Genomic DNA, 25,460 nt, shown 5'->3' with positions numbered 1-25,460 from the left:
GAGCAGCGGGGTCGGCGTGAGCGTCACGGAGGTCATCCACGGTCATCGGAATGAACTCCTCCAGTGCTGGAGTGACGAGGCGACGCTCGCGGCCACGGCGCGAGGGCTGGCCGCGCCCGAACTCCTCGACGTCATCCCGGCCTGCCTGGAGGCCCTCTCCTCGCCGGGGACCCCCGCTGCCCGACGGTCACGCTTCGTCATCGCCCTGACGACACAGCTCCGTCCCGGGTTCCACCTGGCCCAGAGTGTCGAGGAGCTCGGCATCCTGGGGCGCTGCATCGTCCGCAGGTGGACCGCGGAGCCGCGTCGGCAAGCGCCCGAGGCGCTGGAGGTCGAGCGCCTCTTCTCCGAGCTGCACGCGATGTCGGCGGCGGCGATGGAGGTCTTCCTCGGGCGGCTCCTGGAGGATGAGCGGACGGAGAAGCGCTATCTCCGGCTCATCCAGGAGGTGGCGAGCGAGGCCCTCGAGGTGGACTCCGTCGCGCTCAAGGACCGGCTGAAGGAGGTCCTCGCGCTGGTGCAGGAGTCCATGGGGGCCCGGTGCGCGGCCCTGCTCCTGTACGAGCCCGCGACTCCCGAGCGCGTCATGATGGCCTCCGTGGGCGTGGTGGAAGGTCCCTGGCCCCGCTTCATGTCGGCCATCCAGCCCCTCGCTCCGACGGTGGGGCGCGCGCCTCCACAGGTGGACGCGGTGACCATCCACCTCGACGCACACCCTGGAAGCGAGGAGGCCCAGGCGCTCCAACGGGACGGCATCCGCTCCCTGCTCGGCGTGCGTCTGAACACGCGCCACGCGCTGGCGGGGGTCATGTACGTCGGCAGCGCCGCGCCTCGGGAGTTCTCTCCCGGCGAGCGGCGGCGGCTCGTGTCGCTGGGCGAGCGCCTGACGGTCCATCTGGACAACGCGAAGCTGCATGCGGACCTGCAACAGCAGGTCGGCGCGCTGCACGCGGAGCGGGACCTGCGTGAGCGGTTCGTGTCCGTGCTGGCCCATGACCTCCGCGGTCCCTTGTCCGCGGCGAAGGTGAGCGCGTACATGCTCAGCCGGAATCCCGCGAAGCTCGACGAACGGCGGGACCTGGCGCTGAAGATCGACCACAGCATCGAGCGGGCCGACCAGATGATCCGCAACCTGCTCGACGCGAACCGCATCCGGGCGGGCGAGCGGCTCCCGTTGCGGCTCGACCTGTGTGACCTGGGTGGGGTCGCCCTGGAGGTCGTCGAGGAGATGCGCGCCCTGCACGGCGAGCGCTTCATCCTCCACGCGCAGCCGGAGGTCCGGGGCATCTGGAGCGCCGAGGAGCTGCGCCGCGCGCTCTGGAACCTCGCGAGCAACGCGGTGAAGTACGGGGCCGCCAACACCCCCATCACCGTCACGGTGGCGCGGACGGAGTCCGGCGCGAGGGCCGCGGTCCACAACGAAGGGAAGATGATCGCCGTCGCCGACCAGGAGGCCATCTTCAAACCCTTCAACCGGACGCGCTCCGCGGAGGCGGGGCCGGCCAGGGGCTGGGGCCTGGGGCTGACGCTGGTCTGGGGGTGCGCCCAGGCCCACGGGGGACGGGTCACCGTCGAGAGCGACGCGCGACACGGGACGACGTTCGCGCTGGAGCTCCCGCTCGACGCGCGGCCCTTCCAGTCGTAGCGGGGCGGGGCGGGACGTCCGTTCGCGGAGATGCCACGTCCCGGAGTCGCGATTCCGGGGAGGCGTCGCGCGGGGCGGCTCGCTGGAGGGACGTCCTGGTGCGCTGGATGCAACGGGCCCGGAGGTCCTTTCCGGAGTCGACCCCATGTCCCGAATCGAGCCGTCCGGCGCCTCGCCGCTGTCTCCCGACCCCACCGCCGAACCCCTCCCGCCCGCCAGCCCGTCCTTGCCGCGCGCGCCCTCGCTCGCGACGCCCCGCGAGCACGACGCGGTGAGGCCCTACGACGGCCCGGCACCACGCGCCTCGTCGGGGACGGCGAAGGGCCCGGTGGTGCCGCGGGACTCGGGGCCGGCGGTCTCCGCGGGAGCGCTGGCGGCGACGGGCGGAAGGCTGCGCGCGGCCTCGCCCGAGGTGCCCGCGGACACGTATGCGGACCTCCAGTCGAGGCTGACGCGAGGCGTGGCGGACTGGGCCGTCACGGATGGCGACGTGGCGGCGGTGCATGGGGCGCTCGGGAAGCTGGAGCCCGAGGTGTATCGCGCGGCCCTGGAGCGGCTGGAGCGCGACGGGTTGCTGAAGACGTACGTGGGCGAGCAGGGGCCGGAGGCGCGCAAGGCCTTCCTGTCACAGGCCGAATCCAAGGGACTGCTGCTGCGACTCCAGGGGGCGCCCGCGTCGGGGCCCTTGGGCTACCCGGGGCGACCGGACTTCTACCGCGAGGGGCCCCGGCTCCCCGCCTCACTCCGGGGCGCCGTGGCCGAGCACGCGGTGGGCGCGGGGCGCGCGTACCTCGCGGCCCATGGGGAGTACCTCGACCGGTACACGCGCGCCGTCGAGGACGCGAAGAGCCTGCCGGAGCTGCGTGGGCTCGGCCCCCCTCGCGAGGCGGACCTCCGGGACCGGGTGCTCGGCCTGGAGGCGCGCGACCCCCAGCGGGAGGCGCGGGCCCGCGAGTGGCGCAGGGCCATCGGGACACCCGAGTCCACCGTGCGCGCCTGGCAGGCCGTCAGCGCGCGACAGTGGGCGCTCTCCGGTCAGCGCGCGGGAGGCACCTTCGCGCTGGAGGGCGAGGCCGAGCTGTCGCGGGACAGCTTCAAGCTGGGCGGGGAGGCCTCGCTCGATTCACGGGGCCGCGTGGACGTGAAGTCGAAGTCGGCCGTGTCGGTGAAGGGGGGCCCGCTGGGGCTGGAGGTCTCGCGCGATACGAAGGGGCAGACCCGCTCGGAGGTGAAGGTGGACCTGGGGGTGGTCAGCCTCGGGCGCGCCTCGGATGGAGAGCTGAAGGTGTCGGTCGGCGTGGGGGAGACCTTCGGCGGCTACGTGACGCTCGACACGGAGGCGGCGAAGTTCGGCGGGGGCGTCTACGCGCAGGTGAAGACGGAGCGCGACAAGGCGGAGGTGAAGCTCGGCGCGACCATGAAGGGCCTGTCGCGGGAGCGCGCGGAGGCGGCCGTCGACCGGGCCCACGTGGGCATCTTCGACGAACCCCCCGAGCTGTCTCGCGGCGTGTCCTGGGAGGCGCTGACGCGGGGGCAGCAAGAGCGCTACACGCTGAACGGCTGGACGCGGGAGGACTGGGCCCGGGCCCTCCCGCGCGGATGACGGCGCCCTCCCTCGGGGCCGCTCGTCCTCCCCTCCCTCCGGGCCGGGCCGACGGAGCGGGCGGGCCTCCGGTGCCGGTCGCCTGTCGGGCGGGGGAGGAGGCCGGGGGCGGCGCCATGCCTCCAGGCCGTGCGCACCCTCCCCGGAAGGAGACTCCTTTCACCCGGGTCGAGCGAGGATGCGCATGGCGATGGAGCGAGCACAGCGGTTCGTGGATGCACTGTCGAGGCTGGAGGAGGACGGGGACGTGGAGGGCATGGTGGCCCTCTTCAGCGACGACGCGCAGGTGAGCAACGTGGCCTCCTCGCGGAACTTCTCCGGCAAGGACGGCGCCCGGAGGTTCTGGTCCGAGTACAAGAGCACGCTGCGCCAGGTGAAGTCCGTCTTCCGCAACCAGATCGAAGCCGGGGAGCGCGTCGCGCTGGAGTGGGAGTCCCACGGCACCGCGCAGAACGGCGCGGCCGTGGCCTACGAAGGGGTCTCCATCCTGGAGTGGGATGGGGAGCACATCCGCCGGTTCTACGCGTATTTCGACCCCCACCTGCTGGGCCTGGAGCTGACCCAGGGCACCGCGCGGCGCTCGGAGGTGCCCGCCACCACGCCGGCGTGAGCGCGGGGCTCAGGGGTAGGCGTCGTCGGGGGACTCGGGCGTGCGCGGCAGCTCCACGGTGACGGTGGTGCCCTGGCCCGGCGCGCTCTCCAGGTGGATGTGGCCGCCGTGGGCCTCCACCACCTGGCGGGAGAACCACAGCCCCAGCCCGAAGCCGCCGTAGTGGCGCAGGGGGACCGCCCGGCCGAAGCGCTGGAAGAGGTGGGCCAACTGCTCCGGAGGGATGCCGATGCCCCGGTCCCGCACCACCAGCCGCGCCAGGTCTCCGGGGATGCCGCGCACCTCCACGTCCACCGGCCGCCCCTGGCCGTACTTGAGGGCGTTGGACACCAGGTGCGTCACCATGCCGTCCACCCGGGAGTGGTCCCACCGGCCCATCACCGCGTCGGAGGCGTGCAGGTAGACGGTGGTGCCCGCGCGGGACTGCTCGTCGGCGAAGCGCTCCAGCACGTCGCGGCAGACCCCCACCAGGTCCATGGGCTCCGGCGCGAGGTGCAGGCGGCCCTCGGACAGGTTGGCCACCTCCAACAGCTCGCGCACCAGCCGGCCCAGCCGGTCCACCTGCTGCACGGCGGACAGGGTGCGCTCCTGCATGTCCACGTCCGAGGACATGCGCCGCAGCCGGGACAGTTGCAGCTTCAGGGCGGTCAGCGGCGTGTTCAGCTCGTGGCTGGCGATGGCGAGGAACTCGTCGCGCAGTTGGAGCGCCTGCTGGGTCTGGTGGAACAGGTGCGCGTTCTGCACGGCCGCGCTGGCGCGGCGCGCCAGCTCCGTGGCGAGCGCGAGGTCCTCGGGCGTGTGGTGCTGCCCGGAGAGGGAGTGTCCCAGCGTCAGCGCGCCGAGCAGCCCCTCCGGCGTCTCCAGGGGCACGGACAGCCAGGAGCAGGGCGCCAGCGCGCGCAGCAGCGTGAGCTGCTCCGGGCCACACGCGGTGCCCTCCACCCACGCGGCGTTCACCTGGGGATGGAACTGGGGCCGCCCGCTGGCGAGCGCGCACACCTGCGTGCCGGGGCGCTCGGAGGGTTGCCACCGGCTGGCGGCGAGCAGCGCGGCGCACTCGGGCGTGGAGGCGTGGAAGGTGCGGCGCACCTCCCGGTCCGGCCCCATCACGTCGATGATGCAGAAGTCGCCCAGCGTGGGCACGAGCCCCAGCGCCACGCCGCGCAGGGTGGGGCCCAGGTCCAGCGACGTGGCGAGCATCGCGGTGGCCCGCTGGAGCAGCTCCGTGCGCTCCACCTGCCGCCGCTCGGCGGACAGGAGCCGCGCGCGCTCCAGGGCCATGCTGGCCTGCTGCGCCATCATGTCCATGAAGGCCCGCTCCTCCGTGTCGAAGTCGCGCGAGCGCTCCCACGTGAAGCCCAGCGCCCCCACCGTCCGCCCCCGCGCGTGCAGCGGCAGGCACGCCAGCGACATGTTCCCGTGCGCCGGGCGCGTCAGGATGGAGGCGGGCGGGAAGCGCTCCGTCATCCGCTCATAGCTCTCCAGCCACAGCGGCGCGCGCGTCCGCACCGCCTCCGCCACCGGCAGGTTCGCCTCCAGCGGGAGGCGGCGCACCAGGGCCTCCACCTCCGGAGGACAGCGCACCGCGTGCATCAGCTCCAGCCAGGTGCCCGCCGCGTCGAGCAGGTACAGGACGCCGATGTGGGCCTCCATCGTGCGCGCCGCCTCCACCACCACGGCCCGGGCCACGTCCTCCGGTGTCAGGGCTCCGGACAGCGCCAGCGTGAGCGACTGGAGGCTGCGCATCCGAGCGCTGGCCAGCTCCGCCCCCTGGCGCGCCCGGCGGGCCTCGGCCAGCAGGTCCAGCCCCGTGCCCTGCCCTTCCTCGGGGAGCGGCAACCGGAGGCTGGCGGACGAATGCTTCTCCATGCGCGGTGCCCCCCGGCGCAGGTGACACCGTGAGCGGCTCCACTGAAACGCATCCGAGGCCGGATTTCCGGCCCCCGGCCCATGATTGTCGCAAGCCCGTCACTCGCTCGCGTGCCCAGTGAACACACCGCCCGGAGCGGTCCGACCCGAAGCGGGAAGGAAGGTTCCTGTCGGACAAACCCGACAAACCGCCATGCTCCTTTCGCAATGCGTCGTGTGGCGCTACCGTCTCCCGAGGGTCCCCCTGGGGTCCGGGCGACGGGCCCGGCCCACCCTGGAAGTCACTCTCGCGTTGGTTACCCGTCGGCCCCGCCTGGCGTCCCCCACGGAACTCGCTCGATGAACCGCCTCGCCGCAGTCCTCGTCATCCTCTCCCTCCTCTCCACCAGCACGGCCCGGGCGCAGCAGTCGTCCTCGTCCAAGGAAGCGCCCAAGGCGGATGCTCCGAAGAAGGAGCCCCAGGAGGCGAAGCCCTCCGTGGAGGACCCCGCGCTCGACTTCGACCTGCTCGAGCCCGCCGAATCCGCCGCCGCCGCGCAGGTGGACCCGGAGCTCCAGGCCCGCATCGACCGCCGTCGCACCATGCTCAAGCTGCACCAGGGCCTGGGCTTCGCGCTGGCGGCGGGCATCGCCACCACGACGGTGATCGGCCAGCTCCAGTTCAACGACTCCTTCCGGGGCGGCGGTGACGACCGCAACCTGCTGGGGCTGCACCGGGGCTTCGCCATTGGCACCTCCGCGGTGTTCGCGTCCGTGGGCCTGCTGGGCCTCCTGGCGCCGAAGCCGTTCGACAAGGAGAAGACCGAGTGGGACACCATCAGCTACCACAAGCTCTTCATGGCGCTGGCCACCGCGGGCATGGTGGCGCAGATCATCCTCGGCGTGATGGCCACGGACCGCTTCGGCCGGCTGTCGGAGACGGACATGGCCACCGCGCACCAGGTGGTCGGCTACGCGACCCTGGGCGCCGTGACGGCGGGTGTCGTCTCGCTCTTCTTCTGAATCTTCGCGCCCGCGCGCCGTTGGCCATGGGGTGACGCGGGCCCATCCGGTCCTTTCCTGGAGACGCACATGATGGTTCGACGACTCGCTCTGCTGGCTCCGCTGCTCCTCTCCGTCTCCGCGTCCGCGCAGGACGCGGCGAAGACGTACGTGCTGAAGAAGGACGAAAGCTCGCTCACCTACAAGATGAACCACCCTGCGCACGAGGTGGTGGGCACGGCGAAGCCCAGCGACGGCAAGGCCCGCCTGCTGCCGGACGGCACGTTGCAGGTGGCGGTGCGCGCCAACGTGAAGGACTTCGACTCCAAGAACGCCAACCGCGACGCGCACATGATGGAAGTGACGGAGGTGGCCAAGTACCCCATCGTCGACTTCAAGGGCGCTGCCACCGGCGTGAAGCCCCCCGCGTCGCTCCCCGGCAAGGTGCCGGTGACGCTCAAGGGCAAGCTCACCTTCCACGGCGTGACGCAGAACGTGGAGATTCCGGTGACGGTGGTCTTCAAGTCGCCCACGGTGGTCACGACCGAGGGCGCCTTCGACGTCAGCCTGGATGCGTTCAAGATCGAGCGCCCGTCGCTGCTGATGGTGAAGGTGGACGACAAGCTGGTGCTGGAGCCGAAGTTGACGTTCGAGGTGGAGGGGAAGTGAGCACGACGCGGCGAGGTTTCCTGAAAGGCATCCTGGGCACGAGCGCGGCGGGGGCGGCGGCGACGCTGCCGGCCTGCGCGCCGGACATCAACCCCGCGCCGGTGACGGACGTGACCGCCAGCTCCGAGGGCGTGGTGAGCCTGCAAGTCACCCGCTATCCGGACCTGGAGCCGGTGGGTGGCTCCCTCACGGTGCGCGTGTCGGGGGCGTCCGAACCCGTGCTGGTGACGCACAACGCGAAGGACGACTTCTCGGTCCTGTCCTCCATCTGCACCCACGCGGCCTGCCCGCTCGGGTTCGACGGTCGCGAGGTGGTGTGTCCCTGCCACCTGTCGAAGTTCAACCCCGTGGACGGCGCGGTGACGCAGCGTCCGGCCACGGTGGGGCTGCGCAAGTACACCTCCAAGTACAACCCCGCCACGCAGGTGCTGAGCATCGACCTGCGCGCCGGCGAGGAGGGCTTCCCCGCCGCGGTGAACGGCGAGGTGCGCCTGACGTTCGCGCAGTTCCCCGCGCTGCGGGACAACGGCGGCATCGTGAACGGCGTCCCCAGCGGCTACGGCAAGCGCATCTTCATCTTCCGCCGGGACGACGGGACGCTGACGGCCGTGGACTCCATCTGCACCCACCAGGGCTGCGAGGTGGAGGCCCGCCCGGCGGAGCAGGACCTCTTCTGCCCCTGCCACGCCTCCATCTTCTCGTCGTCCGGAGACGTGGTCAGCGGTGTCGCCACGCTGCCCCTCAAGAAGTTCACGGTCAGCGAGACGACCGACGCGGTCGTCGTCACCGGCGTGCAGTGAGCCACGGGCCGGCCCGGGTCTCCCATGCGGGGGACCTGGGAGGTCCTGGTCACCTGCCGGCTCGTGGAACCACCGTGCTCAGCATGGGCTTGGGCTTGGGCGGCGGGGCCCCCGTCGCGAAGGCGCAGTCGTGTGTGCCGTGACGCTGCCTCCACGCCGGGCACGGGCGCCTCACGCCTGCGCGCCTTGCGTGTCCTCGAACCCGTCGGTGGAGAGCGACAGGGCGCGCCAGGCCGCCAGCTCCCGGTTGACCTCGCGGTTCTTCTCCGCGACGCGCTCGAGGGTGTCGCTGTCCAAAGCCAGGCGCAGGGGCGGCTGGGGGGCGTTGACCAACGCGAGGACGGCGCGGGCGAGCTTGGCGGGGTTGCCGGGCTTCTTCCTGGACTACCCGAGCCGCCGCCAGCTCCCCGCCGCGCTGCGGGCCTTCGTGGACTTCCTCGAGACCCCGGTGTGAGGATTCGGGGATGGCGAACGAGTTCACGTTGCGGTTGGCGGAGACCATCGCGTGGTGCCTGCCCCGCGCCATCCCCGAGCGGGCGGGAGAGACGACGCGGACGCTGGAGTGGAAGCCGTCCTTTTGTGGGTTCGAAGGGTACGAGAGGATCCGCCGCATCCTCGGCTCACCCGAGACGGGACGAGAAGCGGTGGACCTCATCGTCGAGAAGCGGCGCGAGGCGCTGCTGCGGACGCCTCATCCGTTGCCTCCCCTGGGAGAGCTGTTGGGGGGGCGCGTCTTCGCCACGGACTTCAATACAGACCTCTGCGGTGCGGCGACCGCGCCCTCGAATGGATTCCTGGACGATGACGACACTCCAGGATGGGACACCTGGTTCGCGGAAGAGGACCACCCACGCCACGGGAACGTCATCTACGGATGGGTGCCCCCAGCGCTGCTCTCGCTCGCGAGCGACGGATTCTGGGTGATTCCCTTCGAGTGCATCTGGTGGGTGAACGACGAGGAGCTGCGTCGCCTCATGTCGTCGTGACCCGAGGTCGACGCGGAGTCCTCTGTCTCACCGCAGCCGCGTCCAGAACGAGCGCCGCGCGGAGATGCGCTCCAGCGTCTCTTGAAGCGCCTCGTCGTCGTCGGCGCGCTGCGCGATGTCGCCCAGCGAGATGATGCCGATGACCCGGTCATCGCGCTCGACGACGGGCAGGCGGCGGACCTGCTTCTGTCCCATGACGACCAGCACGCCGTGCAGGTCCTCCGTGGAGGTGACGGCCTCCACGTCATCGGTCATGACGTCCGAGACCTGGAGCTGCTCCACGGGCCGTCCTTGCATGAACGCGCGCACGGCGAGGTCGCGGTCGGTGACGATGCCCTCCAGTCGCCCGAGCGAGTCGACGATGGGGACCACGCCACAGTCCTCGTCCTTCATGATGCGCGCGACGTCGCGCAGGGGCGTGTTGCGCCGCACGGTGCGGACGTTGCGGGTCATCACCTCGCCCGCCGTCAGGGGCTCCCGCCTCCAACCACGCCGCCCCGACGCCGTCATGCGGAAGTCCTGGCTCCGGTCCTCGCGGAGGTGGTCGGCCACGAAGGTCCGCTCGTCGCGCTCGCGCGGGTCCCGGTCGTGATGCCGCTCCCGCACGCTCCATCCCGACCCGCGCGCATCCAGGGGCCGCACGTACTCGTGCGCCTCGGCGTCGCCGCGCATCGGTGACCCGCGCGCGTGCTCACCACCCCCGGGCCTGCCCTCGTGCATCCACTTGCGGTGGGAAGGTCCGCCGCCGTGCCGGCGTACCTCTCCGCCCGGGTCGCGGCCCTGATATCGCGCGTCCTCACGAGGCGCGTCCTCGGGGCCGTAGCCCCTGCGGTTCCAGGGGCGGAACTCCGCGCGCTGGGGCGACAGCTCCTCGTCGTGGTCGCCCATGATGGCGCGGGGCCCCCGTCCGTCCGCGTAGCGGTCGTCGCGGTCATCGAGCCCGTACGGTCCACCGAGGACCCCACCCGTGGCCCACTCCGGCCCTCGGCCCGAGCGCCGCTGGGACGCGTCCCGGTCGTCGATGTCCGTGCGGACCTGCGCCATGCGCAACTGCGCGGCGCGGTGGAAGCGCCCCTCTCGCAAGGAGGGCTCCTCGTCCCGCGCCGGATTCCAGCCCGTCAGGTCCGACTCACCGCGCTCGCGAGAGCCCGGCGGGGCCGCGTCGACGGGCCGCGAGTTCTCCTGCTCCACCCCCTGCCGCCGCGCTTCCCGGGAGTCGTCCCGGCCGTTGTCGAGTCTCTGGGCCATGGAGGCAAATTGACGACGCCTCCACCCCCCTCCAACCCGGGCTCGCCCGCCTGCCCGCTACGGCGGTCCGCTCCACGTCTGCAGGGCGGTGGCGGCGAGCCACCCCTCGGCGGCCCGCCCGCCGGCCGCGAGGGGCCTCAGTGCACCGCCCACCGCTCGGCGATCTCCTCGCACGCGAGCACCACGTCGCTCAGCCGGCGGATGTGCGCGCGCGGCGCGGTGAAGATGGTCCCCGCGAAGACGTCCACCACCTGGACGAGCCGGTGGTCGGACGGACCGAGCTGGCACAGGTGCTGCTCCGCGAAGCGCTGGAGCATCGTCCCGATGTACTGCCCCGAGCGCTCGTCCAGCGGGTGGTGCTTGGAGAAGTAGAGCTTCATCAGCCCCACGCGCGGCGAGCCGTTCCGGTCCACGCGCTGGATGACGACCTCTGGCCGCACGCTGATGGTGACCCCCGCCATCTCCAGCACTGGCGGCTCGGCGCCCACCGCGCTCAGCACCGCCTCGTCCAGCCCGAGCCAGGGCACCACGTCCGCGAAGCGCTCCAGCGCCTCCGAGCACAGATGCAGGCGCTGCGCCTCGAACTCCGTCTGCGGGACGCTGCACGCGAAGCGGCGCTGGTGCTCGCGCAGGATGCTCGGGTCCATCCCCCGGCACAGGAAGTCGGTGATGGCGTGCGAGGCCTCGGGATAGCGCAGGTACTGCTGCTCGGGAGGGTGCTTCTGGTCGTAGATGATGCGCTTGCGACGCGCGGGGGTGGCGGTCAGGTACTCACCCAACTTGTTCACGGACACGCGCGGCAATTCACGGATTTCCGCCATGGAGTCGCTCCCCCTGGGTGCTGGCGAATGTGTTCACAGTACAGAGGGGGGCTGACATCCCGGGAAGCGCGTGAGTCATTGGAAAACAGGCCCCTCACCGCGCACGTCCGGTGCGTGCGTGGAGACGTGACGCCCCGGGGCGGGACCGTGCCCACGGGTCGGGCGCGTCCGAGCGCGGGGAGGCCTGACGGGGAGCGCGGAGGCGGGGGACCCGGAAGGTCCCCTCGCGCCTCGAACACGCGTCGCGGCTGCGGGCCCGCCGCGAAACACAGACAACCGCCAGCCGTACGGCGTCAGGCGGCGGGGCGCGCCACGGCGTCACGTCGCGGTGGCGCGCGGGGTGTCAGGCTTCAGCGCTCCTCCTCGAGCGCGCCGGGGTACGCCGTCCAGTAGTGGTCCGGCAGCGGGTTGGTGCCCGCGTCGCTGCGCGGCCCGTCGCCGTCCGGGATGTCGTCGAGGATGGCGCCCGGGGTGCGCTCGGTGGGGTCCATGGGGCGCGGCCGGTCCCGCTCCAGCGCGTCCTCGTCCGCCGCGAGCCGCTCCACCTCGCGCGTGTCCTCGTCCTCCTCGCTGCTCGCCACGGCGGGGCGCGCCGGTGTGTCCGCGCGGTCCTCCTCGGGGGGCGCGTCCTCGGCGTCGCCCCGCAGGCCCTCCTCGTGTCGGAGGCCCGTGGTCCGCCCGTAGTAGTCCTCTGCCGGTTGGTTGGGGAGCTGCCGCTCGTCGTCGTGCGCCATGGTGGACTCCTCCGTCGGGGTACGTTCGTGACGGGGAATGCGCGCCGCAAGCCGGCCATGGCGCTGGACCCGGAGCCCGCGGGGCAGGCGGGCGACCGGGGCCTCGCGCCGCTCAGCGCTCCATGTCGTCGAGCGGGTCCTCCCCGGCGGAGGCGGGGGGCTCCGTCGCCAGGGCGGCCTCCTCCGTCGTGAGGCCCTCCGGGAGCACGCCGTTCTCGAGCAGCTCGGATTGGTTGCGTCGCTCCGTGGCCTCCGCCGCCGCGCGGACCACCTCCTGGGCGACGTCGTGGCGGCCGTGGTTGGGCGCGTGCGTGTGCAGCCACTCGCGCAGCGCCAGGCCCAGCTCCGCGGCGTTGGGGAAGCGGTCCACCGGGTCGACACGCAGCGCGCGGCGCACCACCTCCGCGAGCGGAGCGGGCACGCCCTCGGAGAGCCGGGCCACCAGCTCCGGCTCCAACCGGAGGATGCGCGAGGCCACCTCGCTCACCGGCATCCACGTGGGCCCCTGCGCCTCCAGCGCCAACGTCTGCGGCACGGGCGGAGGTGGCGGCGTCTCCTCCACGGCGAGCGGGTGCTTCCCCGTCAGCAGCTCCAGCAGCACCAGCCCCAGCGAGAAGACATCCGACCGCGCATCCACCGGCACGCGCAGCAGCGCCTCCGGCGACGCGTAGGCGATGTCGCCCTTCACCAGCGGGCGGCTGGTGTCCTCGCGCCCGGCGAGCCGCGACGTGGCCACGGTGAAGTGCGTCAGCTTCACCTCGCCGTGCGTGCCCACGCGGATGTTCCGGGGGCTCACGTCTCGGTGGACGATGTGCAGCGGCCGGTTCGCGTCGTCCCGCTGGCCGTGGGCGTGGTGCAGCGCGTCCGCCACCTCCGCCACGACGTGCGCGCCGAACGCCGGGGACATGGGCCGCCGCCGCATGGCCGCCAGGTTGAGCACCGTGTCCAGCGAGCGGCCCTCCACGTACTCCATCACCACGTGCGGCGCGCCCCGGTACAGCTTCAGGTGGTGCACCTGGGCGATGTTGGGGTGGTGGAGCCGGAACGTCAGCTCCACCTCCTCGACCAGCCGGCGCCGCTCGACGAACGTCGTCGGGTTGCGCAGCCGCTTCACCACCACCAGCCCTCCCAGGCCGTTGCGGTAGCGCCGGCGGGCCAGCATCAGCAGCTCGCCGGTGGAGCGCACCTCCAGCTTGCGCACGAACTCGAACACCGTGCCGCCCACGCTGAACAGCACGCGCGGCGAGCGGGGGCTTCCGGGAGCATCATCCAACGTGTCGGGCGTGTCGGGCGTCGTCATGGGCGTCGATGGACCTGCGGGGTGGAAGGGGCGTTCAGTCGCCACGGGGCGTCCCCGGGCCCTTGCGCCGCCAGGGCCGCAGCGCGGCGCGCAGCGCGTGCAGTCGCTTGCGCATCCAGATCCGCCACGGGGGCGTCGGGCCTTCGTCGAGCGCGGCCGGGCCGGGCTCGGTGGGGGGCGTCCGGGGCGGGGCGGAGTCGGAGTCCACGCCGGGCCACTCCGGCCGGCGCATCCACCGCCGCAGCGCGCGGGCGTCCTCGTCTCCGTCGAACAGCTCCTCCGCCTCCTCGGTGACGGCCTCGTGGGGAGGGCGGGGCGGGAACAGCGGCGCGTCCCACGTCGCGTCCGCGCGCTCCAGCGCCGCGCGCAGGTCCTCGTACAGCGCCGCGCCGGAGGGCTGCCGCTCCGCCGCGTGGCGACTGAGCAGCTTCAGCACGATGCCGTCCAGCGCGGGCGGCACGCGCGGGTTGAGCGACGACGGCGGCGCGAGCACCGCCGACTCGATGCTCGCCAGCAGCGCGGACGGCGGCAGGTAGGCCGGATAGGGGAAGGCGCCGGTGAGCACCTCGTGGAACACCAGGCCCAGGGAGTACAGGTCGTCGGTGCGCTCGAAGCGGTAGCGCGACCGGGGCGCGCGGGGCCCCAGCCAGAAGCGCAGCGCCTCCGGGCTGCGGTAGCTGGGCGTGCCCGGCGGCAGCCGGTCCTCCGTCAGCGGCGGCGTGCACGCGTGGTCCCCGGAGCCGAAGTCCACCAGCACCGGCTGCCCGTCCGACGCGCGGACGATGATGTTGCTGCCCTTGAGGTCGCGGTGCATCACCCCCGCGCCGTGCACCGCGTCCAGCGTCCTCGCCAGCGACGCGAAGACCTCCACCGCGCGCCGGGGCGTGGCGTGGGGCCCCAGCGCCCACTCGGACAGGGTGGGGCCCTCCACGTAGTCCATGATGAGGCACAGGTAGCCGCGCCGCGCGTCCGGCCAGCGCCGGTAGCCGAGCAGCTCCACCACGTTCGGGTGGGCCAGGTGCATCAGCAGCTTCGCCTCCTTGCGCGTGCGCGCGTCCACCCGCGCCTCGTCGTCCCGCGAGGGGCCCTCGAGCGCGAACTTCAACGCCACCGTGCCGCGCGTCTCGCTCTCCGCCAGGAAGATGGCGCCGTAGCCCCCGGTCGCCAGCCTCCGGATGATGCGCAGCGCGCCAATCTGTTCGGAACCCTGGAGCAGCAGCGGATGCATCGCCTCGACGTCGCTCATCGTCCGTCCCTCCCCTCCACGCCTTCCACCGACATATGACTTCCAGGGTCCAATCCAGCTCTGTCACGTCGCGGGTCGATGTTCATTCCTGGCATCCTGATTCAACCTGTGAGGTCCATAGCATGGTGGACGCCGTTTCGGGTAGTGTCCAGCCGTGACGGGTAGGGATTGGGGCTGGGGATGTGACAGGGAATACCCGCGAGGGGCGCGAGGACGATGAACGAGGAACAGGCCATCACCACCGGCGCGGTGGCGAGGAGGGCCCGGGCCCGGCTGGGATTGACCCAGGCGGCCGTGGCCGAGCGCGTGGGCATCGCCAGGGAGGTCTATGGCCGGCTGGAGCGGGGCCGGGTGCTGCCCTCCGTCGTCACGCTGCGCAGGCTGTGTCAGGTGTTGGGGTTGGACGCCAACGTGCTCCTGGGGCTGTCGGACGGCCGGGGGCCCCACGTCCCCCTCGACCCGCCCGCGCTGCGGCGGCTGGTGAGGCGGCTGCGGCGGCTGGGGCCGGAGGAGCTGCGCGGGCTGTCGCTCGCGCTGGGGCTGCTGGGAGCCCCCCGGCGATGAGCGGCCCGCCCCCGGGGCAGGGTGGGCCGGAGCCCCGGGTCGACGGCACGGAAGCGGCGCCCGGAAACTTGCCGCCTCCCGCGCGCGTGAGAGGCTCGCGGGCCATGCGTGAGCCTGTCGACTTCGAGCTGGCCGCCGTCCTGGGCGGCGCGGCCCGCGTGGCTCGGATGCGGCTGGGGCTGACCCAGACCGACGTGGCCGAGCGCGTGGGCATGTCCATGGAGGTCTACAGCCGGCTGGAGCGCGGGCGGATGTTGCCGCGCACCCAGACGCTGCGCCGGCTGTGCGAGGTGCTCCAGGTCTCCTCGGACACGCTGCTGGGCGTGGGCCGGGGGCAGGCGCCGGTGGGCCGCCCCGTGCGCGCCCCGGACGAGGACGACTCGCTCGAGCTGCGCCGGATGACGCGCAAGCTGCGGGAGCTGGACGCGGCCCAGCTGCGCGCGGTGTCCCGCGTGGTCAACGCCGTGGTGACGGTGGTTCCCCGGGCCCCCGCCGCGGCGCCCCGGCCCCGGCCCGTCAGGCGCCGCCGGGCGTCCGGGTAGGTTGGACGACAGTCCTCGTGGGCTCCCACCTCGCCCGCCCCCCAGGGGAAGCGGCCTTGGACGGACGTCCACTGCCTGGATTCGGGAGGATGCGGTAGCACGGGAGTGCCCCCGTCCCCGTGCTCGCGCGCTACCGTGTGTCCGTTCCCGTCACCCCAGGTCGTGGAATGACTCCAGCACTCCTCCCCGTCCGTACCCCCGCCCCCGCTGGTCTCCGAGGACTGTTCTCATGACGATGCTTCGCAAGGTGATGCTGGTGGACGACGAGGAGGACATCCGCGCCATCGGTCGGCTCAGCCTGAGCCGCGTGGGCGGGTGGGAGACGGTGCTGGCGTCCTCGGGGGCGGAGGCGCTGGCGGTGGCGGTGGCGGAGCAGCCGGACCTCATCCTGCTCGACGTGATGATGCCGGGGATGGACGGCCCCACGACGTTCGGCAAGCTGCGCGAGCAGGACGCCACGGCGCGCACGCCCATCATCTTCATGACGGCGAAGGTGCAGAAGCAGGAGGTGGCGCGCTACCTGGAGCTGGGCGCCGCGGGTGTGATTGGCAAGCCCTTCGACCCCATGACGCTGCCCCAGGAGATTCGCAAGCTGGTGGCGGGATGACGCGCTCGCGTCTCTCCAAGCGCTCGGCGGCGCTGGCGGTGGGGGCGCTGCTCGTGCTCTGTGCCCTGTTCGTGGTGGGGCGCCCGTGGGCCACGGCGGAGAACGACCGCTACCGCACGCTCCTGCAGCAGCTGCGCGTGGCCAGCGTGGAGCTGGAGCAGGACATGCTGCGCGCGCGGCTGGGGCTGCCGGAGCAGCACGGCTCCCAGGCCCCGGCCTTCGCCGCGCTCCGGGCCCGCGCGGACGCGCTGCGTGACTTCCCGTCGTTCCTGTCGCGCGAGGAGCGGGGCGTGCTGGGCGCGGTGCTGGACGCGTACGTGCGCACGCTGGAGGAGAACCAGGCGCTGCTGGCGCGCTCGCGGGAGGCGGGGTCGCGGGGCGACCGGCTCGCCGCGGACGCGTCGCTCCAGGCGCTGCTCGAGCACTCCGCCAGCGCGCAGGCCGAGCGGCTGATGAGCACCTTCCTCCAGTTGTACGAGGGGACGCAGGCGGACAACGAGCGCACGCGCATCGTCTTCTTCGGGGTGTCGCTGGGGTTGATGGCCTACGTGTCGGTGGTGCTGCTGCGGCTGTCGCGCATGAGCCAGGAGCTGGCCCTGCTCAACCAGGACCTGGAGCGGCGGGTGGAGGAGCGCAGCCGGGCGTTGTCGCAGGTGAGCGCCGAGCAGCGCGCCAGCGAGGCGCGCAAGGCGGCCATCCTGGAGGCGGCCCCGGACGGCATCCTGCTCCTGGACGAGGCGGGGCGGCTGCTGGAGCTCAACCCCACGGCGGAGCGCGTGTTCCTCGTGTCGGAGGCGGAGGCGCGGGGGCGCGACTTCCTGGCGCTGGCGCTGCCCGCGTCGCTGCCGGCGGACAAGCGCGAGGAGGTGGCCGCCGCGCTGCGCGAGACGGCGCGGGGGGCCACGCGCGTGGAGTCCCCGTGTCTGCGCTCGGACGGGAGCCTGTTCCCGGCGGAGCTGACGATGACGCGCGTGCCCGGCGACGGCCCCGCGCGCTTCACCGCCTTCGTGCGCGACATCACCGAGCGCAAGGAGGTGGAGCGGATGAAGAACGAGTTCGTCTCCACGGTGAGCCACGAGCTGCGCACGCCGCTCACCTCCATCCGCGGCTCGCTGGGGCTGCTGGAGGGCGGCATCGTGGGGGAGATGCCGGCGCAGGCGCTGGACATGGTGCGCATCGCGCGGACGAACACCGAACGCCTCATCCGGCTCATCAACGACATCCTCGACCTGGAGAAGATGGAGGCGGGCAAGCTGGAGTTGAAGCTGGCCTCGCTGGAGTGCCACGAGCTGGTGGAGGCGACCTTCTCCGGCGTGCGCGGCATGGCGGACGCGGCGGGGGTGTCGCTGCGCGCGGACGTGGAGGACGCGCCGAAGGTCCGGGGCGACCGCGACCGGCTCATCCAGGTGCTCACCAACCTCGTCTCCAACGCGGTGAAGTTCTCGCCCGCGGGGGCGGAGGTGACGGTGCGCGTGCGGTCGGAGGGCTCGGGGCAGGTGCGCTTCGGCGTGGTGGACCGGGGGCCGGGCATCGCGGAGGAGCAGCGGCAGAAGCTCTTCGGCCGCTTCCAGCAACTGGACGGCTCGGACACGCGCTCCAAGGGGGGCACGGGGCTGGGCCTGGCCATCTCGCAGGCCATCGTGAACCAGCACGGCGGGCGCATCGAGGTGGTGAGCGAGCTGGGGCGCGGCTCGACGTTCACGTTCACGTTGGAGGCGCCGCGCGCGGTGTCGGGCTCGCACGCGGCGGTGCAGTCGCCCCGGGGCGCGTCGCGGCACACGGTGCTGGTGTCGACGGCGGACGGGGCGCTGTCGGCGCTCTTGCGCGGGTTGCTGACGGACGAGGGCTACCGGGTGGTGGGCGCCGCGTCGCTGGTGGAGGCGGCCCGGGCGTTGGAGGAGGTGCTGCCGGACGCGGTGGTGCTGGACACGCAGATGCCGGACGGGCACGCGCTGGACTGGGTGCGGGGGCTGCGCGAGCAGGCGCGCACGCGGGACCTGCCGGTGCTGGCGTTGTCGGGGCGCTCGTCGGAGGAGGAGGGCGTGGGACGGCCCTTGTGGGTGGACTGGGTGCCCAAGCCGCTGGAGGCGTCGCGGTTGCTCTCCGCGCTGCGGTGCGCGATGCGGCGGCCGGGGCAGGCGCGGGTGCTGGTGGTGGATGACGACGCCACCACCCGGCGCATCATCTCCGCGCAGTTGGAGAAGTTGGGCAGTGTGCAGGTCTTCGAGGCGGCGGACGGGGAGAGCGCGGTGGAGCTTGCGCGGGAGACGCCGCCGGACCTCATCGTGTTGGACGTGGCGCTGCCCCGGTTGGATGGTTTCGAGGTGGTGGACATCCTGCGACAGGGGCGGGGGCGGGCCACGCCGCTCATCGTCTTCACGGCGCGGGAGCTGTCGCGGGCGGACCAGCGGCAACTGACGTTGGGCATCACCCGGCACCTGATGAAGGCGCGCTCGACGGAGGAGGAGCTGGTGTCCTCCGTGCGGGAGCTGCTCAGTGGATTGTTGTCGCGCAAAGAGGCCATCGAGCCGACGAGAAAGGCGATGTCATGAGCGAAGCGCGGACGCTCCTGTTCCTCGAGGACGACAAGGACCTGCAGAACCTGGTGGCGGCCTTCCTCCGCGAGAAGGGTTTTCGCGTGGAGGCCGCGCGCACGGCGGTGGAGGCGCGCACCCTCTTGTCGAAGACGAAGGTGGACGCGGCCATCGTGGATGGCCTGTTGCCGGGGGTGACGGGGACGGACTTCATCCGGGAGCTGCGCGAGACGCAGCCGGAGCTGCCCGTGCTGTTCGCGTCCGCGTTCTGGAAGGACCTGAAGAGCCACGAGCTGCTGACGCGGCAGTTGCGGGTGACGCGCATCATCCACAAGCCGTACCGGCCGGAGGAGCTGCTCGTCTGGGTGAGCCAGCTCTTCACGCGGGCGTTGCCGCCTCCGGCGAGTCCGCGGGCGCTGGCGGACGTGGACCCGGGGGACGAGCTGGCGGCGAGCCTGGCGGCGCTGAACGCGGAGTATGGCGCCCGGTTGAAGGACAAGGTGGCGGCGTTGGAGACGCTGCTGGGCGAGGCGCGGGCGGGGACGCGGGGGGCGATGGAGGACGCGTACGTGCTCGCGCACAAGATGCATGGCACGGCGGGCAGCTATGGCTTCGCGGCGGTGAGCGCGTCGGCGGGGAAGCTGGAGGACGCGCTGCGGCCGGGGCGGGAGGGGCTGGCGCTGGACTGGGCGGCGGTGGACGCGGCGTTCCGGGACCTGGGGGCGTCGGCGCGGGTGCCCATGGCGCCGCCGCCGAAGGCCGCGCCCGCGCCGGTGTTGCCGGCGGAGGGCGTGCTGCTGGTGGTGGACGAGGACTCGCAGGTGTTGGCGGAGGCGGAGCGGCTGGGGCGGGCGCACGTGGTGCGGGTGGTGACGGCGGGGACGCCGGAGGGGGCGCGGGCGGTGGCGCGTCGGCAGTGGGTGGACGGGGCGCTCATCCACCTGAACCTGGGCGGGGCGCAGGGCGGCATCCAGGCGGCGCACGTGTTGCGGGCGGAGCCGGGGTTGGAGGCGTTGCCCTTGGCGTTCACGGGGACGGCGTTGGGGTTGGAGGACCGGGTGGCGGCGGCGCACGCGGGGGCGTCGTTGTTCCTGCCGCGGCCGTTGACGGGGTTGGACTTCTCGTCGGCGGCGGAGCGGATGGTGGCGGCGCGGCGGCCGGAGCGCTCGCGGGTGTTGGTGGTGGACGACGACCCGGAGGCCATCGCGGTGTTGGTGCATGCGTTGGCGAGCGACCAGGTGGAGGTGGTGGGGCTGAGCGACGCGCACCGGTTGATGGAGTCGTTGGCGGAGCACCGGCCGGACCTGTTGTTGCTGGACGTGCAGATGCCGGGGCCGAGCGGGTTCGACTTGTGTCGCATCCTGCGTTCGACGCCGGAGTGGCAGGAGCTGCCGGTGTTGTTGATTACGGCGCACCTGGGGTTGGAGTTCCGGTTGGCGGCGTTCCAGGCGGGGGCGGACGACTACATCTCGAAGCCGGTGTTGCGCGAGGAGCTGCGGGCGCGGGTGCACGCGCGGCTGGAGCGGGCGCGGCTGTCGAGGGAGCGGGCGGAGCGGGACGCGCTGACGGGGCTGTTGATGCGGCGGCCGTTCATCGATGGGCTGCGGGCGCGGTTGTCGGAGGCGCAGCGGCAGCAGCGCTCGTTGGCGGTGTGTTTCCTGGATGTGGACCACTTCAAGCGGGTGAACGACAAGTACGGGCACCTGGCGGGGGACCGCGTGTTGACGCGGCTGGGGCGGCTGTTGGGCGCGCGCTTCCGGCGGGAGGACGTGCGCGGACGGTGGGGCGGGGAGGAGTTCGTGGTGGCGCTGCTGGGGGAGACGGTGGAGAGCGCGAAGGCCATCCTCCAGCGCACGCTGACGGAGGTGGCGGAGCTGACCTTCGAGGGTGACGCGGGCGAGGCCTTCCACATCACCGTGAGCGCGGGCATCGCGGCGACGCCGGGCGACGGCGTCACGATGGAGGAGCTGCTGCGCGTGGCGGACGTCCGGTTGATTCGCGCCAAGTCGAACGGGCGCAATCGCATCGAGACGTGAGTCGTGGGCGTCGAAGGGGCCTGGCCTGTGTCGGGAGGACCTGGGCCAGGCCACGTCACATGGAGAGAGAGTCTGCTAGAAGGCCGGTCATGTTGACGTCCGCGACCATCGAGAACTTCCGAGGAATCGAACGGCTCCAGGTCGAGGGCCTGGGCCGTGTGAACCTCATCATCGGAAGGAACGACAGCGGGAAGACGGCGCTGATGGAGGCGCTGCAGATGCTGTGGGATCTCGAGGATGCCGGCTTCGTGCTGTTCGCGAGGCAGGCCGCACGTCATCCCGACACCAAGTTCATGGACTTCGACGACTTCTGGTTGCCCATCTTCCGGAGAATGGATGCCAGGCGTGGCTTCCGTATCGGAGGAACCGACTCCCAGGGGAAGTGGCGCCAACTGGCCGTTGCGAAAGCCCCCACGGCCACCTTCGCGGTCCAAGCGCCTGAGGAAGGAGTCGGCGCCGAAGCCCGGACCTCCTGGGCGTTGGATTGGACGATGACCCATGGACAGACATCGGAAGTCAGGATGCTCGGTTCGGACGGGAAGAGCATTCGGTTTCCAACCCTGCTGAAGCCTCCTGAGGGCCGGACGTGGATCAATCCCAGTCCATCTGTGACCGCGACGGATATCCGCACCCTGTCGAGGCTCAAGCAGCAGGGACGAGGGGACGCAGTGGTGAGCCTCTTGCGCCTCATCAACGAGCGCGTCTCGGGAGTAGAGCTGCTGGCTCCCACTGGCGAACGGGCGACCGTCTTCGTGCGACTCGAGCACGACGGGCTCCTGCCCCTGAGCATGATGGGCGAGGGCGCGAAGCGGAGCTTCGAACTCGCAATCGCCCTTGCCTCGGAGCAACACCCGGTGCTCTGCATCGACGAGGTCGAGAACGGTCTCCACCACAGCACTTTGGAGTCCCTAGCTGTGCCGGGGCACCGCACTCCACCGTGGCGCTGGGTGACAAGGGTTGGCTCAGCGCCTATCTCGCGATGTTGCCGGACCCCATCCGGTTTCATCAGGCGTTGCAAGACCCGCAGGGCATCGATCCGAACCATGCTGCGTTCGACGCACTGAGGGCGTTTCTTCGCGGTCTCTGACACCCCGGCCACTTCGCTGTCACTGCGGCTCCGTGAGCACCAACAGCCCCCGTGACGTATCCACGACGTACACGTGTCCGTCCCCGGGGACCTGGAGTCCGGTGGCGCCCTCGGTCATGGTGTCGCCCCGGTCCGGGTCCGTCTCGCGGAAGCTGTTGAAGTACGCCACCTCACGTGGGCGCGTGGGGTTGGACACGTCCAGCACGCGCAGGCCCTCCTGGTGGTACGTCATGTAGAGCCGGTTGCCGCGCAGCTCCAGCCCGCGCGGAGACACGGCGCCCCGCAGCCCGTACTCACCAATCTTCGCGATGTGCGCCGGGTCCGTGACGTCCAGCGCGCGCAGCCGCGCCCCCACGCCCAGGCTGCTCTCGAACGCGACGACCCGACCCGCGAACGTGCCCACCGCGCTCGCGCGGCTGTTGGTGTACGGGTACGTGTACCGCCCCAGCACCTCCACCCGCGTGGCGTTGCGCGCGTCGACGATCTGCAACCCGTCATGCAGGTGGTTCACGTAGAGCCGCCCCTCGTACGACACCGCGCCCCGCGAGTAGGGCTCGTCCGACATCCGCGAGCCGCTGGTGATGCGCTCCATCAACAAGGGCACCGAGGGCGTGGCCAGGTCGAACATCAGCGTGCCGGACCGCGGCGACGTCGACAGCGCATAGAGCCGCTCCTCCGCCACGCTCACCAGGCTGACGTCCGTGGGCTCCTCCGGCACGTGGCCCACGACCTTCGGCGCCGTCGGCACGGAGATGTCCACCACCACCACGCCCCACTGGCTGCTGGCGATGTAGAGCGCGTCCTTCCGCGACGCCGCGCCCTTCCAGTCCGTGTTGCCCGGAGGCACCAGCCGCGCCACCTGCACCGGCGCCGCCGGGTCGCTCACGTCGAACACCGTCAGTCCACCGGGCCGCTCCTGCTGGTTCTGCGAGACGACGTACGCGTAGTGCCCCACGACGTGCACGTCCACCGGCGCGCCCAACCCCACGAACGTCTCCGACACCAGCCTCAACCCACCGGACAGGTCCGCCTCGCCCTTGAAGCGCGACATGCGCTCGACGCGGAAGGTCCCGGACTCCACGCGGTGCCCCTGGACGCACCGCGAATAGCACCCCGTCAGCGCGCGCGGACTCACCGCGTTGCAGCCCGCGAACGTGAAGACCTCGCGCCCGTCCTGCCCGGAGATGAGGAACGTCCGCGCGTCCCACACCCCCTGCGCCGCGGGCAGGCCCTGGACGCGCTCGGGCACGCCCTGGGCGTCGAGCTTGAACCCCGCGCCCACCGGCCCGGAGAGCGTCGCATCCACCGCCCCGAACGACGGGCGCAGCTCGCCGCGGTAGATGCCCTGGCGCTCCAGCGTCGACAGCGTACGGCGCTGGCACTTCGACAAATCGAACGACTCCAGCGACCCACAGGGGGCCTCTTCGCCCAACACCCGACATGTGGACTTGGGCCCGGAGTCCACCCAGTCCCCGCGCTCGACCAAGGGTGTGTAGTTGCCGTCCCAGGGAGCGTCCTCCACGGCGCCGGAGCATCCGGAGATGGATGCCGCGCAAGCGAGCAGGACCATCGACGCGAGACGCGTGGGCCTCATCGCGCTCCCTTTCCGGGGGCGTCCTCCTCGGGCAGGGGGCCCCCTGGAGCGAAGTGTAGGGATTGCGAGAGTGTTTCGGGAAGCCCACCCTGGGAGGTGGGGTTCCTCGCCATACCTCACACATCGGCTCGCGGGCCCGCACCGCGCCGGAGGCCCGGGCGGGCCCGGAGGCTCACGGCGCGTCGAGGATGAGCAGCCCGCGTGACGTGTCCACGACGTAGACGGTGTCGTCCTCGCCCAGGCGGACGCCGATGGCTCCCTCGAAGAGGTTGTCCGTCCGGTAGGGGTCGCTGTCGCGGAAGGTGTTGAAGTGCGCCACCTGCCGGGGCTTCGTCGGGTTGGAGACATCCAGCACGCGCAGGCCCTCCTGGTACCAGGCGATGTAGAGGCGGTCGCCCCGCAGCAGCAGGTTGTGGATGGACGCCGTCGGACGCAGGCGGAACTCGCCCAGCTTCACGATGCGCTCGGGCGCGCTGACGTCGAGCACGCGCAGGTGCGAGCCGCCGAACTCCCCGCCCTCGAACGCGAGGGTGCGACCGGCGAACGTCCCCACCGCGCTGTGGTGCGCGAAGCCCTGGTCCGGGTGGGGGTACTGGCCCACGTGCTTCACGTCGTCCAGGTCGGACACGTCCATGACGGAGTAGCCGCCGAATCCATTGCTGATGTAGAGCCGGCCCTGGTACGCGAAGACGTCATGCGGGCCGCCGGAGGCGAACTCCTCGGCCAGCGTGATGACGGTGCGCAGCACCGGGTCCAGGGGATTCGTGACGTCGTAGACGAGCGTGCGGCCGTCGGGCGCCACCGCGTAGAGCCGGTCGCCGTCCACCAGCACCGTGTGCACGCCATAGGGCGCCGCCGGGAAGTGACGGACGAAGACGGGCGCCGCCGGCTGGGTGATGTCGAAGACGATGAGGCCGGAGCCGTTGGCCGCGATGTAGAGCGCATCGCCCTTCGCCCAGACGCCGTTCCACGAGTTGTCGCCGGATGGGGAGAGGGTCGTCTTGAGCCTGGGGTGGCTCCGGTCGCTCACGTCGAAGACGCTCAGCCCGCCGAGCCGGACCCCCTCGGAGAGGGAGACGACATAGGCGTGCCCCTTGGTGACGTAGACATCCACGGGCATGCCCACCGGCGTGGGGGCCTCGGAGACGAGCGTCAGGCCTCCCGAGGATTCGCCCTCGTGTCCGTGCCAGGACATGCGGTGCGCGGCGAAGGTGCCCACGGTGCGCCCGGTGCGCGGGTTGGTGGAGCAGCTCACGAAGCAGCCGGTGATGAGCCCCGGGGTGCGCGCGTGGCAGCCCATGAGGGCGGTGGTCGTCGTGTAGGGAGTGTTGCGGAGCGCGCGCTTGTTGAGCACGAAGAAGCGCCCGCCCGACGTGTCCCGCGTGGCGAGGGGCGTGCGGAACATCGTGCCCGTGGTGCCATCCGCGAACAGTTGGAAGTCCGCCGCGCTCCACGCGAGGGTGTTCGAGGGAGGCTGTCCCTCGCGCAGGCGCTGCTCGATGCGCAGGTTGTTGCCGTAGATGCCGGTCATCTCCGTCGCCGCGAGCCCGGCCGCGTCACACCCGGAGAGGTCGAACTGGGAGGGGTCCTCGCATACCGCCGGGTCGGGGTTCTCCGCGGCCAGGAAACGACAGGTGTCGAAGGGCCCCTCGTCCACGATGTCCCCGGGGTCCGCCATCTCCGTGTACGTGCCATCCCAGGGGAGCGGCGTGGAGGGCTCGGTCGGCTCGGTCGGCGTGGTGGGTTCCGTCGGCGTGGGCGTGCCCGGCGCGGGCGAGTCCTCGCAACCGGGGAGCGAGAGCAACAGCAGGACACAACAGGGCAGGGACGTCCGGAGTCGACGGACGGTGGAACCGGTCATGAGCACCTCGTGAGAAGGCCCGCTCCAAGGTGGCGGGCGGCCCTGGAACGTCACGCAGGGGCGGACGTACTGGCTCGCCCGGAGGGTGTTTGTCGGATGGAGGTGTTCCCCGCGGGGCGGGAA

22 protein-coding genes are annotated in these 25,460 nt (G+C 72.0%); 13 read left to right on the top strand and 9 right to left on the bottom strand.

Going from position 1 to position 25,460, the window contains the following annotated elements; genetic code table 11:
• The first annotated feature begins 16 nt into the window (after window positions 1–16).
• The 3 genes from LZ198_RS35250 to LZ198_RS35240 all read left to right on the top strand — a co-directional run bounded on the left by LZ198_RS35250 (window position 17) and on the right by LZ198_RS35240 (window position 3,858).
• Window positions 17–1,645: a sensor histidine kinase gene (locus LZ198_RS35250; protein ID WP_253976529.1), complete on the top strand. Its 1,629-nt coding sequence runs from the start codon at window positions 17–19 to the stop codon at window positions 1,643–1,645.
• A gap of 145 nt (window positions 1,646–1,790) precedes the next feature.
• On the top strand, window positions 1,791–3,248 hold the full coding sequence (locus tag LZ198_RS35245; RefSeq protein WP_253976528.1) for a hypothetical protein: 1,458 nt from the start codon (window positions 1,791–1,793) through the stop codon (window positions 3,246–3,248).
• Window positions 3,249–3,438: 190 nt separating this feature from the next.
• The gene (locus LZ198_RS35240) at window positions 3,439–3,858 is read left to right on the top strand and encodes a nuclear transport factor 2 family protein (protein WP_323383231.1); all 420 of its coding nucleotides are present in this window, start codon (window positions 3,439–3,441) and stop codon (window positions 3,856–3,858) included.
• A 9-nt stretch (window positions 3,859–3,867) separates the two neighbouring features.
• Here the strand turns inward: LZ198_RS35240 and LZ198_RS35235 are convergent, their stop codons facing one another.
• Window positions 3,868–5,727 (bottom strand): sensor histidine kinase, encoded by a 1,860-nt coding sequence (locus LZ198_RS35235; protein ID WP_253976526.1) that lies wholly within the window; start codon window positions 5,725–5,727, stop codon window positions 3,868–3,870.
• A 339-nt stretch (window positions 5,728–6,066) separates the two neighbouring features.
• On the opposite strand from LZ198_RS35235, the gene LZ198_RS35230 reads away from it, so the two are divergent.
• From LZ198_RS35230 to LZ198_RS35220, 3 genes are all read left to right on the top strand, one after another.
• Window positions 6,067–6,729, top strand: coding sequence for a hypothetical protein (locus tag LZ198_RS35230; protein ID WP_253976525.1), 663 nt, complete (start codon window positions 6,067–6,069; stop codon window positions 6,727–6,729).
• 69 nt (window positions 6,730–6,798) lie between these two features.
• Window positions 6,799–7,377, top strand: a complete 579-nt coding sequence (locus LZ198_RS35225) for a YceI family protein (RefSeq protein WP_253976524.1) — start codon at window positions 6,799–6,801, stop codon at window positions 7,375–7,377.
• A complete protein-coding gene (locus tag LZ198_RS35220; RefSeq protein ID WP_253976523.1) occupies window positions 7,374–8,177 on the top strand; it encodes a Rieske 2Fe-2S domain-containing protein in 804 nt (267 codons plus the stop codon). Before LZ198_RS35225 ends, LZ198_RS35220 begins: the two co-directional genes overlap by 4 nt.
• A gap of 171 nt (window positions 8,178–8,348) precedes the next feature.
• Here LZ198_RS35220 and LZ198_RS35215 read toward each other — a convergent pair whose 3' ends face one another.
• Window positions 8,349–8,510: a hypothetical protein gene (locus LZ198_RS35215; protein WP_253976522.1), complete on the bottom strand. Its 162-nt coding sequence runs from the start codon at window positions 8,508–8,510 to the stop codon at window positions 8,349–8,351.
• A 131-nt stretch (window positions 8,511–8,641) separates the two neighbouring features.
• Between LZ198_RS35215 and LZ198_RS35210 the strand changes: the two genes are divergently transcribed.
• A complete protein-coding gene (locus LZ198_RS35210) occupies window positions 8,642–9,163 on the top strand; it encodes a hypothetical protein (protein ID WP_253976521.1) in 522 nt (173 codons plus the stop codon).
• A gap of 27 nt (window positions 9,164–9,190) precedes the next feature.
• On the opposite strand, the gene LZ198_RS35205 is transcribed toward LZ198_RS35210, so the two are convergent.
• The 5 genes from LZ198_RS35205 to LZ198_RS35185 all read right to left on the bottom strand — a co-directional run bounded on the left by LZ198_RS35205 (window position 9,191) and on the right by LZ198_RS35185 (window position 14,512).
• Window positions 9,191–10,411, bottom strand: coding sequence for a CBS domain-containing protein (locus LZ198_RS35205; RefSeq protein ID WP_253976520.1), 1,221 nt, complete (start codon window positions 10,409–10,411; stop codon window positions 9,191–9,193).
• Window positions 10,412–10,548: 137 nt separating this feature from the next.
• Window positions 10,549–11,232, bottom strand: a complete 684-nt coding sequence (locus LZ198_RS35200) for a hypothetical protein (protein WP_253976519.1) — start codon at window positions 11,230–11,232, stop codon at window positions 10,549–10,551.
• Between the two features lie 350 nt (window positions 11,233–11,582).
• Complete coding sequence (locus tag LZ198_RS35195; RefSeq protein WP_253976518.1) at window positions 11,583–11,966, bottom strand: hypothetical protein; 384 nt, start codon at window positions 11,964–11,966, stop codon at window positions 11,583–11,585.
• A gap of 112 nt (window positions 11,967–12,078) precedes the next feature.
• Window positions 12,079–13,266 carry a serine/threonine-protein kinase gene (locus LZ198_RS35190; protein ID WP_253976517.1) on the bottom strand — a complete coding sequence of 396 codons (1,188 nt, stop codon included), beginning with the start codon at window positions 13,264–13,266 and terminating at the stop codon, window positions 12,079–12,081.
• Between the two features lie 34 nt (window positions 13,267–13,300).
• Window positions 13,301–14,512, bottom strand: coding sequence for a serine/threonine-protein kinase (locus LZ198_RS35185; RefSeq protein WP_253976516.1), 1,212 nt, complete (start codon window positions 14,510–14,512; stop codon window positions 13,301–13,303).
• A gap of 216 nt (window positions 14,513–14,728) precedes the next feature.
• On the opposite strand from LZ198_RS35185, the gene LZ198_RS35180 reads away from it, so the two are divergent.
• The 6 genes from LZ198_RS35180 to LZ198_RS35150 all read left to right on the top strand — a co-directional run bounded on the left by LZ198_RS35180 (window position 14,729) and on the right by LZ198_RS35150 (window position 21,859).
• A complete protein-coding gene (locus LZ198_RS35180; protein WP_253976515.1) occupies window positions 14,729–15,076 on the top strand; it encodes a helix-turn-helix transcriptional regulator in 348 nt (115 codons plus the stop codon).
• A 104-nt stretch (window positions 15,077–15,180) separates the two neighbouring features.
• Window positions 15,181–15,618, top strand: coding sequence for a helix-turn-helix domain-containing protein (locus LZ198_RS35175; RefSeq protein WP_253976514.1), 438 nt, complete (start codon window positions 15,181–15,183; stop codon window positions 15,616–15,618).
• Window positions 15,619–15,847: 229 nt separating this feature from the next.
• Window positions 15,848–16,225, top strand: a complete 378-nt coding sequence (locus LZ198_RS35170; protein WP_253976513.1) for a response regulator — start codon at window positions 15,848–15,850, stop codon at window positions 16,223–16,225.
• A complete protein-coding gene (locus tag LZ198_RS35165) occupies window positions 16,222–18,777 on the top strand; it encodes an ATP-binding protein (protein ID WP_253976512.1) in 2,556 nt (851 codons plus the stop codon). The genes LZ198_RS35170 and LZ198_RS35165 overlap by 4 nt, the downstream gene beginning before the upstream one ends.
• Window positions 18,774–20,795: a response regulator gene (locus tag LZ198_RS43040; protein ID WP_256560195.1), complete on the top strand. Its 2,022-nt coding sequence runs from the start codon at window positions 18,774–18,776 to the stop codon at window positions 20,793–20,795. Before LZ198_RS35165 ends, LZ198_RS43040 begins: the two co-directional genes overlap by 4 nt.
• Window positions 20,796–20,884: 89 nt before the next feature.
• Window positions 20,885–21,859 (top strand): AAA family ATPase, encoded by a 975-nt coding sequence (locus LZ198_RS35150; protein ID WP_253976511.1) that lies wholly within the window; start codon window positions 20,885–20,887, stop codon window positions 21,857–21,859.
• Window positions 21,860–21,901: 42 nt separating this feature from the next.
• Here LZ198_RS35150 and LZ198_RS35145 read toward each other — a convergent pair whose 3' ends face one another.
• A complete protein-coding gene (locus LZ198_RS35145; RefSeq protein WP_253976510.1) occupies window positions 21,902–23,476 on the bottom strand; it encodes an LVIVD repeat-containing protein in 1,575 nt (524 codons plus the stop codon).
• A gap of 172 nt (window positions 23,477–23,648) precedes the next feature.
• On the bottom strand, window positions 23,649–25,337 hold the full coding sequence (locus LZ198_RS35140) for an LVIVD repeat-containing protein (RefSeq protein ID WP_253976509.1): 1,689 nt from the start codon (window positions 25,335–25,337) through the stop codon (window positions 23,649–23,651).
• Window positions 25,338–25,460: the final 123 nt, after the last annotated feature.

This window comes from Myxococcus dinghuensis (assembly GCF_024198235.1).
GTDB lineage: Bacteria > Myxococcota > Myxococcia > Myxococcales > Myxococcaceae > Myxococcus > Myxococcus dinghuensis.
The sequence above is the reverse complement of the archived record's forward strand: the minus strand, read 5'-3'. Positions and strand labels throughout refer to the sequence as shown.

Bases quoted from the DNA above. Each gene is read 5' to 3' on its own strand.
- LZ198_RS35150 (WP_253976511.1), top strand. From the start codon at position 20,885: ATGTTGACGTCCGCGACCATCGAGAACTTCCGAGGAATCGAACGGCTC.
- LZ198_RS35170 (WP_253976513.1), top strand. From the start codon at position 15,848: ATGACGATGCTTCGCAAGGTGATGCTGGTGGACGACGAGGAGGACATC.
- LZ198_RS35235 (WP_253976526.1), bottom strand. From the start codon at position 5,727: ATGGAGAAGCATTCGTCCGCCAGCCTCCGGTTGCCGCTCCCCGAGGAA.
- LZ198_RS35165 (WP_253976512.1), top strand. From the start codon at position 16,222: ATGACGCGCTCGCGTCTCTCCAAGCGCTCGGCGGCGCTGGCGGTGGGG.
- LZ198_RS35190 (WP_253976517.1), bottom strand. From the start codon at position 13,266: ATGACGACGCCCGACACGCCCGACACGTTGGATGATGCTCCCGGAAGC.
- LZ198_RS35185 (WP_253976516.1), bottom strand. From the start codon at position 14,512: ATGAGCGACGTCGAGGCGATGCATCCGCTGCTGCTCCAGGGTTCCGAA.
- LZ198_RS35210 (WP_253976521.1), top strand. From the start codon at position 8,642: ATGGCGAACGAGTTCACGTTGCGGTTGGCGGAGACCATCGCGTGGTGC.
- LZ198_RS35245 (WP_253976528.1), top strand. From the start codon at position 1,791: ATGTCCCGAATCGAGCCGTCCGGCGCCTCGCCGCTGTCTCCCGACCCC.
- LZ198_RS35230 (WP_253976525.1), top strand. From the start codon at position 6,067: ATGAACCGCCTCGCCGCAGTCCTCGTCATCCTCTCCCTCCTCTCCACC.
- LZ198_RS35145 (WP_253976510.1), bottom strand. From the start codon at position 23,476: ATGAGGCCCACGCGTCTCGCGTCGATGGTCCTGCTCGCTTGCGCGGCA.
- LZ198_RS35205 (WP_253976520.1), bottom strand. From the start codon at position 10,411: ATGGCCCAGAGACTCGACAACGGCCGGGACGACTCCCGGGAAGCGCGG.
- LZ198_RS35175 (WP_253976514.1), top strand. From the start codon at position 15,181: ATGCGTGAGCCTGTCGACTTCGAGCTGGCCGCCGTCCTGGGCGGCGCG.
- LZ198_RS35200 (WP_253976519.1), bottom strand. From the start codon at position 11,232: ATGGCGGAAATCCGTGAATTGCCGCGCGTGTCCGTGAACAAGTTGGGT.
- LZ198_RS35225 (WP_253976524.1), top strand. From the start codon at position 6,799: ATGATGGTTCGACGACTCGCTCTGCTGGCTCCGCTGCTCCTCTCCGTC.
- LZ198_RS35180 (WP_253976515.1), top strand. From the start codon at position 14,729: ATGAACGAGGAACAGGCCATCACCACCGGCGCGGTGGCGAGGAGGGCC.
- LZ198_RS35240 (WP_323383231.1), top strand. From the start codon at position 3,439: ATGGAGCGAGCACAGCGGTTCGTGGATGCACTGTCGAGGCTGGAGGAG.
- LZ198_RS35140 (WP_253976509.1), bottom strand. From the start codon at position 25,337: ATGACCGGTTCCACCGTCCGTCGACTCCGGACGTCCCTGCCCTGTTGT.
- LZ198_RS43040 (WP_256560195.1), top strand. From the start codon at position 18,774: ATGAGCGAAGCGCGGACGCTCCTGTTCCTCGAGGACGACAAGGACCTG.
- LZ198_RS35195 (WP_253976518.1), bottom strand. From the start codon at position 11,966: ATGGCGCACGACGACGAGCGGCAGCTCCCCAACCAACCGGCAGAGGAC.